Here is a 13,294-nt window from a genome sequence, read left to right as displayed (position 1 = left end):
GAGGACGAGGAGTCGGAGGACGACGAGCAGCCCGCGAGCAGCGCCGCGGCCGTGGGGGGGGGGGGGCCCCCCCCCCCCCCCCCGCTCTTCTGCTCCGCCGACGCCGTGGCCGCGCAGGCGCTGCGCAGGATCGGTGCGGCGCCGGGCCCCGCGGACGCCGTGTCCGCCGGTACGGGAGGGCTCGAAGTGCTGCTCAGCGGCCGGGCCGCCGGGCTGCCCGGCGTCGCGTCGGTGTACGCCGAGGGCGCCGCGCTGGCAGTGACACCCGCCACGGCCTGACGTCACAGGGCTGCCCATTGCGTGCCGAATGAGTACGCTTCGACCATGACGCACGCTCCCCGCCCGGAGTCCGTCGCGCCCCAGGTGTGGACGGGCCGCGCCAGCAACCGCATGCAGTGGGTCCTCGCCACGGTGGGCGCGGCCTGCCTGGCGCTGGGCATCGAACTCGCCGTCGACCAGCCCGCCGCCACCGACCTCGTACCGCTGGTGATGTCCGTCGTCGGCTGCCTCGCGGTCGGACTGCTGATCATCTTCGGCACGGTCGCCTTCACGCATGTAAAGGTGCAGGTCGACCGGGACTGCGTCGAGGTGCGCTGCGGCCACATCGGGCTGCCGCGCCGCCGCATCCCGCTCGCCGACGTCAGCGGCGCCGCACTGGTGCCGCTGATCAGCCCGCGCAGCTGGGGCGGCTGGGGCTACCGCTGGCGCCCGGAGAAGGGCACGGCCGTCATCGTGCGGCGCGGGCCGGGCATCATCATCGACCTCGGCGCCGGTCACCGGTTCACCGTGACGGTGGACGATCCCGAGGGCGCGGTCCAGGCGATCGGCGACTGGCTGCGGCTGCGGTCCCGGACGCTGGCCGGCTCCTAGAGCGCCCGGGCGCCGGTGTCAGCCGAGGGGCTCCGCGCTGAAGGGGTGGGCCGTCGCCACGCCGGCCAGGAATCCCGCGCCCGCGGTCACCACGGCGTAGCTGAGGACGTGGTCGACGGTGGCGAGCATCGCCAGGCCGGTGAGCGTGGCGGCGGCGGTGAGCACCACCGGGGTCGGGCGCGGGGAGCGCCACAGGGCGGTGAGCAGCCAGCAGAAGCCGGCCGCCAGCAGGGCGGCGCCGGGGATGCCCTGCTCGGCGGCGAGCTGGAGCGGCGCGGACTGCGGTGACTCGGCGACCGGGGCGAGCTCGGACGAGGGGGTGGCCTCGTCGGCGAACCGCTCGGGGCCGACACCGCGCAGCGGGTGGTGCGCCGCCAGGGTCACCGCCTGGTGCCACAGCTCGACCCTGGGCTGGGTGAGCTGGCCGGTGAGGGACTGCGACAGGCCCGGCGGCAGCGTGTCGGCGGCCACCGCGCAGCTGCCGCCGACCACGAGCGCCGCGGCCAGGGCGAGCCCGGCCAGGCCGGGCAGCCGGCGTCGTGCACGGGCCGCGGCCAGCGAGCACAGCACGATCGCGGCGCCCGCCGCGAAGCCGGCCGCCGAGCCGAGCGCGAGCGCCGTGACGGCCGCGCCCGCGCCCACCGCGTGCAGGGCGACCCGCCGCGCCCCGCCCCGGGCGGCCCAGGCGGCGCAGCAGGCGGCGCCCGCGGCCAGCACGAGCAGTGCGGCGTCGGCGTTCGGATAGCCGAGCGGCGGCGCGTCCGGATGCGCCGACAGCCGGGTCGGCGGTACGAGCACCAGGGCCAGGACGGCCGTCACCGCGGCTGTCGGCGCCAGTACGGGCAGCAGCGCGCCCAGGATGCGGCCGAGGGCGTAACCCGCTGCGACGGCGAGCAGCGCGAGCAGGGCGCCCTCGGGGCGGGCCGGCCGCCCGGCGGCGGCGACCAGCGCCCAGACGGCGCAGCAGGCCAATACCACGATTCCGACCGCGTCGGTGACCCCGCCGCCGTCCCGCCGGACGGTGCAGGGGTCATGCGGCGGACCGTCACCGCGGCCCGCACGGGTGGCGCCCGGCGTCCCGCCGGCCGTCGTGTCCATGTCCCCGTTACCCCCTGACGCCACGCGGGAGCGACGGGGTGCGTCACACCCGCGTTCCCCGCGTGGGCGCTTCCTGTCGGGCCACGGTAACCGCTGATGGAGCCGCTGTGGACAGTCGTGCAACAACGTTGTCGCCGTTGGGAAACCTGGTGCGGATGTGGCGTTCACCCGGCTTCTCGTAGGCTCTGGCCATGGCGACTCCGCAATTCATCCTGGACATCCGCGCCAAGGCGGGCGACACGCTGCTGTTCCTGCCGGGCGTGGTGATGGTGGTGTTCGACGACCGCGGCCGGGTCCTGCTGAACCGCCGGGCCGACACCGGGAAGTGGGCGCTGATCAGCGGTATCCCCGACCCCGGTGAGCAGCCTGCGGAGGCGGCCGTGCGCGAGATCGAGGAGGAGACCGGCGTCGCAGCGATCGTGGAGCGGGTGCTGAGCGTCTTCACCAACGAACCCGTGGTCTACGGCAACGGCGACCGGGCGCAGTACGTCGACATCGTGCTGCGCTGCCGCGCGGTCGGCGGCGAGGCGCGGGTCAACGACGACGAGTCGCTCGATGTGCGCTGGTTCGCCCCGGACGAGCTGCCGCCGCTCGGCCCGATCGCCCGGGGCCGGATCGAGCTGGCGCTGCGCGACGACCCCGCCTGGTTCGCCCCCGCGCCCGCACCGGGCCTCGCCGACCGCGGCTACCGGGCGCCCTGAGCCGGTTCCGCCCTCCCGGGCCGCCGACACCTCGCCGCGGCGGGACGGGCGCCCGGGCGGCGGCTCGTACAAGTATTCGTCAGATGTGCTCTGGCCAGCGGACTTTGTCAGTGCCCGGCGGTAAAATGGACAGTGTTCGAGAGAGTCGGCCGACGCCGCAGGAGGATGCCGATGGCTGTTGCCGTACTGTCCCCGCTGAAGAGCCCACTACCCAGGAAACCACTGCCCGCAGGCCGCCCGCGTGCCTGGTATGTCGCGCACAACCGGCGGCTGAAGACCATGCGCCTGGTGATCGCCCTGCTGGACGCCGGCGTCTACGAGCCCGGCCAGGCCGGCAACCGGCGGATCCGCGACACCGCCGAGCGGATCGGCGTCCACGAGCCGTCCGACACCACCTGCCGCATGGTCCGCACCCTGCTGGTCTACGGGCGCTGACCGGCACACCGGTGACGCCCGGTCAGGCCTTGCGGTAGGTGTACGCGTCCGCCGCCGCCGCGGCGACCGCCTCCAGGTCGGCCCCGGTCGAGGCGGTGACCACCGCGGCGACCGCGCCTTCGAGGAAGGGGGCGTCCACCAGCCGTGCCCCGGCGGGGAGTTCGTCGTCCGCGAGCAGCGCCTTGACGGTGAGGACGGCGCTGCCCAGGTCGGCCAGGACCGCCACGCCCGCGCCGCGGTCCACCGAACGGGCCGCGGCGGCGATCAGGTCAGAGCTGGTGCCGAGTCCGCCGTCCGGGGCGCCGCCCGCCGGGGCCACGGGGACGTCGCTGCCGCCCCCGGTGAGCCCGGTCGCGAGGTCCGCGACGGCGGCGGCCACCTGGGCGCTGTGCGAGACCAGTACGACGCCCACCAGCGGGGTGGTCATGAGCCCTCCCGCGCGGTGTCGGCCAGGGCGGTGACCAGCAGCGCCGAGGACGTGGCCCCCGGGTCCTGGTGGCCGACGCTGCGCTCGCCCAGATAACTCGCCCGGCCCTTCCTGGCCCGCAGCGGGATGGTCGCCGCCGCGCCCTCGTCGGCTGCGGCCGCCGCGGCGGCGAAGGCCTCCGCCGCGCTGCCGCCCGCGTCCAGCGCGCCGGTCAGCGCGTCGAGGGCCGGCAGCAGCGAGTCCAGCATGGTCTTGTCGCCCGGTACGGCTCCGCCGAGCGCGGCCACCCCGTCGACCCCGGCGCGCAGCGCGTCCCGCAGCCGGGCCGCCGACACCGCCGGCTCCTCGCCGAGGTCCTTGCCCGCCCGCCGCAGCAGCGTGCCGTACAGCGGCCCCGACGCGCCGCCGACCGTACTGATCAGCGTCCGTCCGACCAGCACCAGCACACCGCCGGGGGTTTCCGGGGGCTCCTGCCCGACGGCGGTCCGTGCGGCCAGGAAGCCGCGCCGTATGTTCGACCCGTGGTCGGCGTCGCCGATCGGGGAGTCCAGCTCCGTCAGCCGGGCGGACTCGCGGTCCACGGCGTTCGTGGCCGCTTCCAGCCAGCGGCGCAGGAAGGCCGCGTCGACCGGGGTCTCGGGGTCGGGGGTTGCGTTCATCGCGGTCGCGAGGTCCTTTCGCCGGTGGTACGGGATACGTGCGGCCACGCTGCCGGCCCGGTCGCGGAGCCGGCGGGCGCGCCCGTGGTGGCGCGAAGTCAGCAGCCCCAGCGCAGGCCTGGCGTGGCGACCGGGGCGTCCCACAGCCGCAGCAGCTCCTCGTCGACCTGGCAGATCGTCACCGAGGCGCCCGCCATGTCCAGCGACGTCACATAGTTGCCGACCAGGGTGCGGGCCACCGGTATTCGGCGTTCGGCCAGCGCGCGCTGCACCTCGGCGTTGAAACCGTAGAGTTCGAGCAGCGGGGTCGCGCCCATACCGTTGACCAGGACGAGCACCGGCCCGTCCGGGTTGAGGTCGGACACCACCGCTTCGACGGTGACGTCGGCTATCTCGCCCGACGTCATCATGGCCCGCCGCTCCCGACCCGGTTCGCCGTGGATGCCGACACCCAGTTCCAGCTCACCGTCCGGCAGGTCGAAGGTCGGGCCGCCCTTGGACGGGGTGCTGCACGCGCTGAGCGCCACACCGAAGCTGCGGGACGCGGCATTGACCCGCCGGGCCAGCGCCGCCACCCGGTCGAGCGGCGCGCCCTCCTCCGCTGCGGCGCCGGCGATCTTCTCGACGAAGAGCGTGGCGCCGGTGCCGCGCCGCCCCGCGGTGTAGAGGCTGTCGGTCACGGCCACGTCGTCGTCCACCAGGACGCTGACGGCCTGCACGCCCTCGTCCTCGGCCAGTTCGGCGGCCATCTGGAAGTTCAGCACGTCACCGGTGTAGTTCTTCACGATGAAGAGCACCCCGGCGCCGCTGTCGACGGCCGCCGCCGCCCGTACCATCTGGTCGGGCACCGGAGAGGTGAACACCTCGCCGGGACAGGCCGCGTCCAGCATGCCCTTGCCGACGAATCCGCCGTGCAGCGGCTCGTGCCCCGACCCGCCGCCGGAGACCAGCCCCACCTTCCCCTCGTACGGCGAGCCGCGCCGCACTATCAGCCGGTGCTCGACATCGACGGTCAGCTCGGGATGAGCGGCGGCGAAACCGCGCAGCGCATCGGCGACCACGTTCTCGGCGACGTTGATCAGCATCTTCATCGGCTACTCCGTCCGCACGCCCCATGGAGATCTCCAGCCTACGTTTCCGCCGCCCTGCGGGCACCACGGGCGAGTGCCGTCCGCATCCTGATGCGGGGTCCCGAGTACCTGTCCGGCCCGCGCACCGGCGGAGCCGGTCGCCGGGCCCGGCACGGCCCGGGCCGTCCGGCCCCGCGCGGTGACCTGGCACTTGCGCGCCGGCCGCGCGGTGCGCGCGGCCGGCCTCCGGGCCCTGCCCCACCGGGCGCGGCACCGGCGGGCGGTCCGCACAGCCGCGCAGGATTTCGAATTCCTGCGGGAGCCCGGCCGCCCCCGCCGCCGCGCCGGGCGCACGAGCGGCTCCGGGCACCCGCACCGGCCGCGCGGGCGGGCCGCCGGTGCACCCTGAGGTGTTATGCCCTGATGCGAGGTGCCGCCCGCCGCCCCGCGCGGCCATACTGGGTACGGGGAAGCACCGATGACCACGGGGGCGGCACGCGATGGCGGCGGGACATCACGGGAACCACCAAGAACAAGGCGGCGGTGAAGCGGCGGAGCAGCACAGCACCCTCGTCCAGGGGCGCTACCGGCTGCACGAGCTGATCGGCCGCGGCGGCATGGGCGAGGTCTGGCGCGCGCTCGACGAGTCGCTGGGCCGCAGGGTCGCGGTGAAGTGCCTCAAGCCCGTCGGCCAGGCCAGGGACGCCGGTTTCACCCGCATCCTCCAGGAGCGCTTCCGCCGCGAGGCCAGGGTCGCCGCGGCGCTGCAGCACCGCGGGATCACCGTCGTGCACGACTTCGGTGAGCACGACGGGGTGCTCTACCTGGTGATGGAACTGCTCGACGGCCGCAATCTGCTCCAGGTGCTCGACGACGCCCGCCGGCACCCGCTGCCCGTCCCCGACATCATCGACATCGCGGAGCAGGTCGCCGACGCCCTCGCCTACACCCATACGCAGGGCATCGTCCACCGGGACCTGAAACCGGCCAACATCGTCCGGCTCAGCGACGGCGCGGTGAAGATCTGCGACTTCGGCATCGCCCGGCTCGGCCACGACATCGGCTTCACCTCCCGGCTGACCGGCACCGGCGTGGCCATGGGCACCCCGCACTACATGTCGCCCGAGCAGATCGGCGCGTCGGGCGAGGTCGACCACCGCAGCGACCTGTACTCGCTGGGCTGCGTGCTCTACGAACTCGCCACCGGCGCACCGCCGTTCGACCTCGGCGACACCTGGGCGATCCTGGTCGGCCACCGCGACAATGTGCCCGGGCCGCCGCGCGACCGGCGGCCCGAGCTGCCGGTGGAACTCGAACATCTCATCCTCGACCTGCTCGCCAAGGCCCCCGACGACCGCCCGCAGGACGCCGCCGACGTCGGCGGCCGGCTCAAGGCGCTGCGGGCCGGTACGGGCAGTGTGCACCTCGTCCCGGGCACGGACCCCCGGGGCCCGCACGGCAGGACCGCCGACCGGACCGCGCCGCCCGCCGAGCTGCCCGGCTGGGCGCGCCGGCTGACCACCGGGACGGCCGCCGCGTCCACCCGGCCCCGGCACACGGTGAGCGCGCCCCGCCACGAACTGACCGGCGCCTGGTCCACCCGCGGCCTGCAGGCCGCGCCGCCGCCCGGCGTGCTCACCGAACTGGCCGACCGGCACGCGGAAGGCATCGACCTGGCCCGGGTCGGGAACTGGCGCCAGGCCTACGACCTGCACACCGCGGTAGCCGCCGCCCGCGACCACGCCCAGGGAACCGAGCACCCCGACACCCTCGCCAGCCGCTACGAGGCCGCCTACTGCCTCACCGGCCTCGGCCGTACGGACGAGGCATTGCAGCTCTACGCCTACGTCGGCGAGACCCGCGCCCGGGTGCTCGGCCCCGACCACCCCGACACGCTGGCCGCCCGGCACGAGGCCGCCTACGCGCTCGGCGTGCTCGGCCGCCACCTGGAGGCGCACCAGGAATACGCGGAAGTGCTGGCCGCCCGGATCCGCACCGCGGGCCCCGACGACCCCGACGCCCTCCAGTGCAAGCACAACCTCGCCTTCAACCTCGGGCGGCTCGGCCGCACCGCCGAGGCGCGCACCATGGCCGAGGAGGTCGCCGCCGCACGTACCCGGGTGCTCGGCGCGGAAAATCCGCAGACCCTCGTGACCCGCTTCGAGGTCGGCCACCTGCTCGGCACCTCCCGCCGCTGGGCCGAGGCGCTCGACGTCTACCGGGACGTGGCCGCGATCAGGACCCGGGTGCTCGGCGCCGACCACCCCGACACGCTCGCCGTGCACTACGAGTGCGGCATCTGCCTGGGCAGGCTCGGCCGCAGCACGGAGGCGCTGGCGCTCTACGAGGCGCTCGTCGAGGCCAGGACCAGGACGGCGGGCTCCTCCGACGCGGAGACGCTGCGTGCCCGGCACGCGCTCGGCGTCAACCTCGGGCGGCTCGGCCACTGGGAGCGGGCGCTTGCCGAGGCCCGCGATGTGGCCGCGGTCCGCGAGCGCGTCCTCGGCCACGTCCACCCCGACACCCTGGTCAGCAAGCGGGAGATCGCCGTCGGCCTGGGCTGGCTCGGCCGCTGGGCCGGGGCGCTCGCCCTCTACCACGAGGTCGCCGACGCCCGCGAACAGGTCCTCGGCCCCGCCCACCCCGACACCCTCACCAGCCGCAACGACGAGGCCCAGTGCCTGGAACAGCTCGGCCGCGGCGCGGAGGCGCAGATCCTCTACGACCGCGTCGCGGCCCAGCAGCAGAACGCCCCGCAGCAGCTGTGACGGATCGGCTGTGACGGATCGGCCGACCGCGAACAGCCTGGCCCGCGGCGCCGGTCGCGCACTACCGTCGCAGCCATGAGCGATGTGCGGAATCACCAGGTCAACGGGGTACGGCTGGCCTGCGGGACGGCGGGCCCCGCCGACGGCCCGCCACTGCTGCTCCTGCACGCGCTCGGCGAGGACCGCGGCTCCTGGTCGGCGGTCGCCGCGGCGCTGGCCGCCGACGGATGGCGCACCCTCGCCCCCGACCTGCGCGGCCACGGCGACAGCGGCCACCCGGGCGACTACGCCTTCGAGGCGATGCGGGACGACGTCCTGGCGCTGCTCGACGCACTCGCCATCGGGCAGGTCACCCTCGTCGCCCACTCGCTCGGTACGGTCGTCGCGTCGCTGGTCGCGATGGACCGGCCGGCCGCCGTGCACCGGCTCGTCCTGGAGGAGGGGCCGCTGCCCTTCCCCGCCGACCCGCCGCGCACCGTCCCCGAAGGACCCGGCCCCGAACCGGTCCCGTACGACTGGCGGGTCCTCGCCGCGGTGGCCCGGCAGCGCAACGCGCCCGCCGCACGGCACTGGGACGGCCTTGCGGAGATCACCGCGCCGACCCTCGTCATCGCGGGCGGCCAGGAAAGCCACCTGCGCCAGGACCAGCTCGCACAGGTCGCCGCCCGCATTCCCGGCGCGCGGCTCATCACGATCGAGGCGGGCCACATGATCCACGACACGCGCCCGGCGGACTTCATCTCCGCGGTCCGCGCCTTCCTGCGGGCGTAGCGCCGGGACCGGGGGATCCCCGCGGCCCGGGACCGGGGGGCAGCGGCGCACGTGGCGGGAACCCGCCGGTCGCTGGCGCCGGCCGCTCTCACGGATCAGGCCCGGATGGCGGCAGAGTGCCCGTATCGGCCGTCGCGGCGGACCTCCCGGCCCGCCGCGCCATGACACGGAGAGACACACATGACCTCTGAGCTGCCCGAATCCCGGCGCCTGACCGTGCACTACCTGGGCGGTCCCACCGCGGTCCTGGAGATCGGCGGGGTGCGGCTCCTCACCGACCCGACCTTCGACGCCCCCGGCGACTACCCGACCCCGGGCGGCACGCTGGTCAAGACGGCGGGGCCGGCGATCGGCCCGGCCGACGTCGGGCCGGTCGCCGCCGTACTGCTCTCCCACGACCAGCACCCGGACAACCTGGACGACGCGGGCCGCGCCCACCTCGCGGGCGTCCCGCTCGTGCTGTCCACCGCCTCGGCGCGCGAACGGCTCGGCGGCGCCACGCGGAGCCTGGCGAACTGGGAGCACGTCGAACTGCCGCGGCCGGACGGCGGGACGCTGCGGATCACCGGAGTACCCGCCAAGCACGGCCCCGAGGGCACCGAGGCCCTGGTCGGGGAGGTCACCGGGTTCGTCCTGTCGGGCGACGCCCTGCCGACGGTCTACGTGAGCGGTGACAACGTCTCGCTGGACGCGGTCAGGGCGATCGCCGAACGGTTCGGCGCCTTCGACATCGCGGTGCTCTTCGCCGGGGGTGCCCAGGCCCCGGCGATGCCCGGCGTCAACCTCACGCTGCCCAGCGACTGGGCCGCGCAGGCGACGGAGATCCTGGGCACCCCCGAGGTCGTCCCGGTGCACTTCGAGCACTGGGCCCACTTCACCCAGGACGGCGACACCCTGGTGCGGGCCTTCGACGCGGCAGGCCTTTCGGCCAAGCTCCACCTGCTGAAGCCGGGCGACCGCATCGGCCTGGGCTGAGCCGCGCCGCGCCCGGCCGGCAGGCCCTACGCAGGCCAGGGCGCGGCGAAGGCCCGGGCCGGGTTGGCGCGGAAGACGGTCTCGGCCGCTTCCCGGCCCAGCTCGCGGACCAGCCGGGGGCGCAGCGTGCCCAGCAGATACGCGGCGCCGGGACCCGCGCCCGAAGACGTCGTGTCGGCGCCCAGCAGGAGCTGCTCGGTGCGCCCGGCGGCGGCGAGCGCGACCAGGCTGTCGACCAGCCACGGGTCGGTGGCGTGATGGGCCCGGCTCGGCCCGTCGAAGGCGAGGTAGGCTCCGGCGGCGGCCAGTTCGCGGTGCACCCCGGGGTCGGGGAAGCGGTTGAGGTGGCCGAGCAGCAGGCTGCGCGCGGGCACCCCCAGCTCCCCGTGCAGCAGCCCCAGTACGTCCACGGCCGCCGTGCCCATCTCGTGGTGGACGCCGATCGGTGCCCCGGTGGCGTGGTGCGCCTGCGCCGCCGCCGTCATGACCCACCGGGTGTGGTCGTCCAGGGCGTGGAACATCCCGGCGACCTTGATCATCCCGGCTCTGACCGTGCTCCGCGCACCGTCCGGATCGTCACCGGCGATCATCCCCTCGGCCAGCTCGGCGACGAAGAAGGCCGCCAGGCCGTCGCCGCGGCGCAGCCGCCGCAGCACCCCGGGGCCGTAGTGCACCTCCTGGTGGAGTCCGGTCGCGGCGATCACGTGCACCCCCGTGGCACGTGAGGCGGCGACGGCCTCCCCGGTCATCCGCCCCATACCGAACGGCGTCCACTGCGCCAGCGCCTCGCCGCCCAGCGCGCGGAAGCCGGTGAGCCGGGCCAGCGCCGCCGCCGGGTCGTCCAGCGCCGGGCCCGGGAGCGCGGGGCTGCGCAGGAAGAGGTGGTCATGGGCGTCGCACACGCCGAGCCCGGCGGGTTCGATGTCGCCCAGGACCGTACGGACCGCGTTCACGCCGGCTCCTCCTTCCCGCGGAGCACCGCGGCCGCGACCCGCAGCCCGGCCAGCGCCCTGGGCACCCCGACGTAGGGCGCCAGATGCACCATCACCTCGATGATCTCGCGTGCTTCGACGCCGATCCGCAGGCTGTTGCGCACATGGTCGTCCAGCTGCGGCTCCACCCCGCCGAGCGCGGTGAGCGCGGCCAGCGTGGCGATCTGCCGGTCCCGCAGCTCCAGCCCCTCCCGCTGGTACGTGCCCCCGAAGAGGCTGGTGACGATCCAGTCGGGGAAGCCGGGCGCCAGGGCGTCCAGACCGGCGAGGGTGCCCTCGACGGTCTCGGGGCCGGCGAGTTCGCCCATCAGCCGGTAGCCCGCCCCGCGGTCGATCACCGCCTTGCGCATCACCACTGCCGTCCCGTCCTGATCTCGCCGAGCCCCGGCTTGGACAGGTGCAGCACCTCGTGCCGCTCCTCGCCCGGCGCCTCGGGCGCCGCGTCCTGCCACAGGGTGAAGTGCAGCAACTCCCAGTGCCTCGGGTCGATCAGCAGCGCAGCGGAGTGCACTCCCGGCCGTTCGCCGGCCGCCGCCAGCTCCGCCAGGGCGCGGTCGATCACCGCGGCCGGGTTCTCGCCCGGGGAGACCTGCCGGGAGCGGCGGGCCGCCGCCCGCGGCGCGGCGGCGAAAGCCGGGCCGCGCACGAAGCCGAGCCCGGTCCAGTGCTCCACGGCCGGGCGCCCGAAGTCGTCCACGACACCCTGGAAGCCGGGTCCCCACAGGAAGCTGTTCATGCCCTCCGCGGTGTTCCACAGATAGAACGGCGCGTACTGGTTGACCGGCGAGCCGTCCACGCCCCTTTCCCTGACCAGATACGCCTTCTGGCCGAGTCCCGGGAAGCCGTCCAGCAGATGGCCCCTGGTGGCCACCCGGTGGCGGATGATCTTCATGTCGTAGTCGGCGGGCAGGGTGATTCGGTAGTTCATCGCGTGCACGGGTGTGTGCTCCCCACGGGAAGGTGACGGGTGTGCGGCCGGGAGGCCGGCGGCGTCGAGGGCGGCCGGGCGCCAGGTGTCGTGCGTGACGCGTCAGGCGTCCGGCACCGGGGGTGCGGTCACGGCCCGCGCGGCGAGCAGGGCGACCGCGCCGCGCACCGCCCGGTCGAACGGCTCCTGCGAGTCGGCGGCGCGGGCCAGTACGTAACCGCCCTGGACGACGGCGACGATCATGGCGGCGGTGTCGTCCGGGTCGGTGCCCGGGCGCAGTTCACCGGTCTCGACACCGTCGGCGATGACCGCCGCGAGGTGGCCGGTCAGCCAGTCGAAGGTCTCGCGCACCGGCTCCCGCAGCTGCGCGCTGGCGATGACGTCGGGGTCCATCGCCATCCGCCCGACCCGGCAGCCGCGCAGCGCGTCGCGCTCCCGCAGCAGATAGGCGGTGGCCCTCTCCAGCGCCGTACGGCCGGTGGCCAACTGGCCCTCGGCCTGGGCCCGCAGCTCGGCGGCGCTGCGGCGCATCGCGGCCACCGCGAGGTCCGGCTTGCCGCGGAAGTGGTGATACATGCTGCCCTGGCCGGCGCCCGCCCGCTCCTGGATGGCCTTGGGGCTGGTCCCGACGTAGCCGCGCTCCCAGAGCAGTTCCCTGGCGCTCTCGATCAACCGTTCCGACGTCTCCATGGGCGCCACTGTACATACTAGTAGGTACAGAAACCAGCGGGGTCGGAGCGGCCCGCGCCCCCGTGGCGTGCGCGGGCCCCTCAAGGCCGCGCCCCGCGTCAGCCGAGCACGGCGGAGGCCGACGGGCCCGGCTCGCCGGCGCCTTCGGTGACCGGGCCGCTCATGTCGTTCCGGACGATCACCCCGCCCGCGGCGCCCTTACCGCCCTTGCCGCCCTTGGGCGGCAGCGGAGGCAGCGCCGGGCACCTGTCGCCGGTCTGCACGCTGCCCTCGGGGGCGGGCCTGCCGTTGATGTAGACCTTGCCGTTCGCGATCTTCACCGTGGCCCTGCCGGCCTTGCCCGGGCCTCACACGGCGGCGAACTCGACCTCCGCCGCGGTCACCACGGTCCCGAACCGCGGGAAGTCCAAGGAGACCGCGGCCCGGTGCTCCGCCGCGGTCAGGCCCGACATGGCGTCCTCGGCGAAGACCAGCCGGTAGCCGAAGTCGGCGGCGGCCCGGGCGGTCGACTCCACGCCCAGGTTGGTGGCGACGCCGGCCATCACGAGGGTGTCGACGCCGAGCGCGCCCAGCCGCTCGTGCAGGTCCGTGCCGTGGAAGGCGCCGATGCTCCGCTTGACGACGACCAGGTCGCCGTCAAGCGCCACTCCCTCGGCCAGGCCGCTGCCGGCCGGCTGCTCGGCGGGCCCGGGGCGCTGCGCGCGGACGGCCACCACGGGGGCGCCCGCCTTGCGGAAGACGGCGGCCAGCTCCAGGGCGGCGGCGAGCACCGCGGGCCCGGGCAGCGGCGCGAGGGGTAAGGCCACGATGCGGTCCATGAGGTCGATCATCACCAGCGCGGTGCGCGACGGATCGAGGCCGGGGGCGAGCGGGGACTCGCGGGCGGGTCTGGCGTCCGCGGCGGATCCGG

Annotated in this window: 16 protein-coding genes and 1 pseudogene; 7 read left to right on the top strand and 10 right to left on the bottom strand. The window is 75.3% G+C overall.

The window, feature by feature from the left end; translation table 11 throughout:
- A pseudogene (locus tag V7E46_RS16360) lies at nucleotides 1–279 on the top strand (hypothetical protein); the annotation flags it as partial.
- 45 nt (nucleotides 280–324) lie between these two features.
- Nucleotides 325–870: a hypothetical protein gene (locus tag V7E46_RS16355; RefSeq protein WP_333769090.1), complete on the top strand. Its 546-nt coding sequence runs from the start codon at nucleotides 325–327 to the stop codon at nucleotides 868–870.
- Between the two features lie 18 nt (nucleotides 871–888).
- On the opposite strand, the gene V7E46_RS16350 is transcribed toward V7E46_RS16355, so the two are convergent.
- Entirely contained in the window at nucleotides 889–1,968 is a 1,080-nt protein-coding gene (locus V7E46_RS16350; protein ID WP_333769089.1) for an O-antigen ligase family protein, read from the bottom strand.
- 191 nt (nucleotides 1,969–2,159) lie between these two features.
- Here V7E46_RS16350 and V7E46_RS16345 point away from each other — a divergent pair, with 191 nt between their 5' ends.
- Together V7E46_RS16345 and V7E46_RS16340 are read left to right on the top strand one after the other, a co-directional pair.
- Entirely contained in the window at nucleotides 2,160–2,669 is a 510-nt protein-coding gene (locus tag V7E46_RS16345) for an NUDIX hydrolase (RefSeq protein WP_333769088.1), read from the top strand.
- A 171-nt stretch (nucleotides 2,670–2,840) separates the two neighbouring features.
- Nucleotides 2,841–3,104, top strand: coding sequence for a hypothetical protein (locus tag V7E46_RS16340; protein ID WP_329181291.1), 264 nt, complete (start codon nucleotides 2,841–2,843; stop codon nucleotides 3,102–3,104).
- A gap of 22 nt (nucleotides 3,105–3,126) precedes the next feature.
- Here the strand turns inward: V7E46_RS16340 and V7E46_RS16335 are convergent, their stop codons facing one another.
- The 3 genes from V7E46_RS16335 to dhaK form a co-directional block, all read right to left on the bottom strand.
- On the bottom strand, nucleotides 3,127–3,531 hold the full coding sequence (locus V7E46_RS16335; protein ID WP_333769087.1) for a PTS-dependent dihydroxyacetone kinase phosphotransferase subunit DhaM: 405 nt from the start codon (nucleotides 3,529–3,531) through the stop codon (nucleotides 3,127–3,129).
- The gene (gene dhaL, locus V7E46_RS16330) at nucleotides 3,528–4,190 is read right to left on the bottom strand and encodes a dihydroxyacetone kinase subunit DhaL (RefSeq protein WP_333769086.1); all 663 of its coding nucleotides are present in this window, start codon (nucleotides 4,188–4,190) and stop codon (nucleotides 3,528–3,530) included. The genes V7E46_RS16335 and dhaL overlap by 4 nt, the downstream gene beginning before the upstream one ends.
- A 98-nt stretch (nucleotides 4,191–4,288) precedes the next feature.
- Entirely contained in the window at nucleotides 4,289–5,281 is a 993-nt protein-coding gene (gene dhaK, locus V7E46_RS16325) for a dihydroxyacetone kinase subunit DhaK (RefSeq protein WP_333769085.1), read from the bottom strand.
- Nucleotides 5,282–5,760: 479 nt separating this feature from the next.
- Here dhaK and V7E46_RS16320 point away from each other — a divergent pair, with 479 nt between their 5' ends.
- The 3 genes from V7E46_RS16320 (at nucleotide 5,761) to V7E46_RS16310 (ending at nucleotide 9,774) form a co-directional block, all read left to right on the top strand.
- Nucleotides 5,761–8,028: a serine/threonine-protein kinase gene (locus tag V7E46_RS16320; RefSeq protein ID WP_333769084.1), complete on the top strand. Its 2,268-nt coding sequence runs from the start codon at nucleotides 5,761–5,763 to the stop codon at nucleotides 8,026–8,028.
- A 75-nt stretch (nucleotides 8,029–8,103) separates the two neighbouring features.
- Entirely contained in the window at nucleotides 8,104–8,799 is a 696-nt protein-coding gene (locus V7E46_RS16315; protein WP_333769083.1) for an alpha/beta fold hydrolase, read from the top strand.
- A gap of 180 nt (nucleotides 8,800–8,979) precedes the next feature.
- Nucleotides 8,980–9,774 carry an MBL fold metallo-hydrolase gene (locus V7E46_RS16310; RefSeq protein WP_333769082.1) on the top strand — a complete coding sequence of 265 codons (795 nt, stop codon included), beginning with the start codon at nucleotides 8,980–8,982 and terminating at the stop codon, nucleotides 9,772–9,774.
- A 26-nt stretch (nucleotides 9,775–9,800) separates the two neighbouring features.
- Here the strand turns inward: V7E46_RS16310 and V7E46_RS16305 are convergent, their stop codons facing one another.
- The 6 genes from V7E46_RS16305 to V7E46_RS16280 all read right to left on the bottom strand — a co-directional run bounded on the left by V7E46_RS16305 (nucleotide 9,801) and on the right by V7E46_RS16280 (nucleotide 13,214).
- Entirely contained in the window at nucleotides 9,801–10,727 is a 927-nt protein-coding gene (locus V7E46_RS16305; RefSeq protein WP_333769081.1) for a phosphotriesterase, read from the bottom strand.
- Entirely contained in the window at nucleotides 10,724–11,116 is a 393-nt protein-coding gene (locus tag V7E46_RS16300; protein ID WP_333769092.1) for a carboxymuconolactone decarboxylase family protein, read from the bottom strand. The genes V7E46_RS16305 and V7E46_RS16300 overlap by 4 nt, the downstream gene beginning before the upstream one ends.
- On the bottom strand, nucleotides 11,116–11,703 hold the full coding sequence (locus V7E46_RS16295; RefSeq protein WP_333769080.1) for a DUF4865 family protein: 588 nt from the start codon (nucleotides 11,701–11,703) through the stop codon (nucleotides 11,116–11,118). Before V7E46_RS16295 ends, V7E46_RS16300 begins: the two co-directional genes overlap by 1 nt.
- 93 nt (nucleotides 11,704–11,796) lie before the next feature.
- A complete protein-coding gene (locus V7E46_RS16290; protein ID WP_333769079.1) occupies nucleotides 11,797–12,384 on the bottom strand; it encodes a TetR/AcrR family transcriptional regulator in 588 nt (195 codons plus the stop codon).
- Nucleotides 12,385–12,482: 98 nt separating this feature from the next.
- Nucleotides 12,483–12,704: a hypothetical protein gene (locus V7E46_RS16285; protein WP_333769078.1), complete on the bottom strand. Its 222-nt coding sequence runs from the start codon at nucleotides 12,702–12,704 to the stop codon at nucleotides 12,483–12,485.
- A 27-nt stretch (nucleotides 12,705–12,731) separates the two neighbouring features.
- A complete protein-coding gene (locus V7E46_RS16280; RefSeq protein WP_333769091.1) occupies nucleotides 12,732–13,214 on the bottom strand; it encodes an isochorismatase family protein in 483 nt (160 codons plus the stop codon).
- Between the last annotated feature and the right edge of the window lie 80 nt (nucleotides 13,215–13,294).

Source organism: Streptomyces sp. IBSBF 2435, assembly GCF_036815005.1.
In the GTDB taxonomy this organism is placed as follows: domain Bacteria; phylum Actinomycetota; class Actinomycetes; order Streptomycetales; family Streptomycetaceae; genus Actinacidiphila.
Note: the sequence above shows the minus strand (reverse complement) of the source record. Positions and strands in the feature narration are given on the sequence as shown.

Bases quoted from the DNA above. Each gene is read 5' to 3' on its own strand.
- V7E46_RS16340 (WP_329181291.1), top strand. From the start codon at position 2,841: ATGGCTGTTGCCGTACTGTCCCCGCTGAAGAGCCCACTACCCAGGAAA.
- dhaL (WP_333769086.1), bottom strand. From the start codon at position 4,190: ATGAACGCAACCCCCGACCCCGAGACCCCGGTCGACGCGGCCTTCCTG.
- V7E46_RS16355 (WP_333769090.1), top strand. From the start codon at position 325: ATGACGCACGCTCCCCGCCCGGAGTCCGTCGCGCCCCAGGTGTGGACG.
- V7E46_RS16300 (WP_333769092.1), bottom strand. From the start codon at position 11,116: ATGCGCAAGGCGGTGATCGACCGCGGGGCGGGCTACCGGCTGATGGGC.
- dhaK (WP_333769085.1), bottom strand. From the start codon at position 5,281: ATGAAGATGCTGATCAACGTCGCCGAGAACGTGGTCGCCGATGCGCTG.
- V7E46_RS16345 (WP_333769088.1), top strand. From the start codon at position 2,160: ATGGCGACTCCGCAATTCATCCTGGACATCCGCGCCAAGGCGGGCGAC.
- V7E46_RS16280 (WP_333769091.1), bottom strand. From the start codon at position 13,214: ATGATCGACCTCATGGACCGCATCGTGGCCTTACCCCTCGCGCCGCTG.
- V7E46_RS16350 (WP_333769089.1), bottom strand. From the start codon at position 1,968: ATGGACACGACGGCCGGCGGGACGCCGGGCGCCACCCGTGCGGGCCGC.
- V7E46_RS16310 (WP_333769082.1), top strand. From the start codon at position 8,980: ATGACCTCTGAGCTGCCCGAATCCCGGCGCCTGACCGTGCACTACCTG.
- V7E46_RS16290 (WP_333769079.1), bottom strand. From the start codon at position 12,384: ATGGAGACGTCGGAACGGTTGATCGAGAGCGCCAGGGAACTGCTCTGG.
- V7E46_RS16335 (WP_333769087.1), bottom strand. From the start codon at position 3,531: ATGACCACCCCGCTGGTGGGCGTCGTACTGGTCTCGCACAGCGCCCAG.
- V7E46_RS16320 (WP_333769084.1), top strand. From the start codon at position 5,761: ATGGCGGCGGGACATCACGGGAACCACCAAGAACAAGGCGGCGGTGAA.
- V7E46_RS16315 (WP_333769083.1), top strand. From the start codon at position 8,104: ATGAGCGATGTGCGGAATCACCAGGTCAACGGGGTACGGCTGGCCTGC.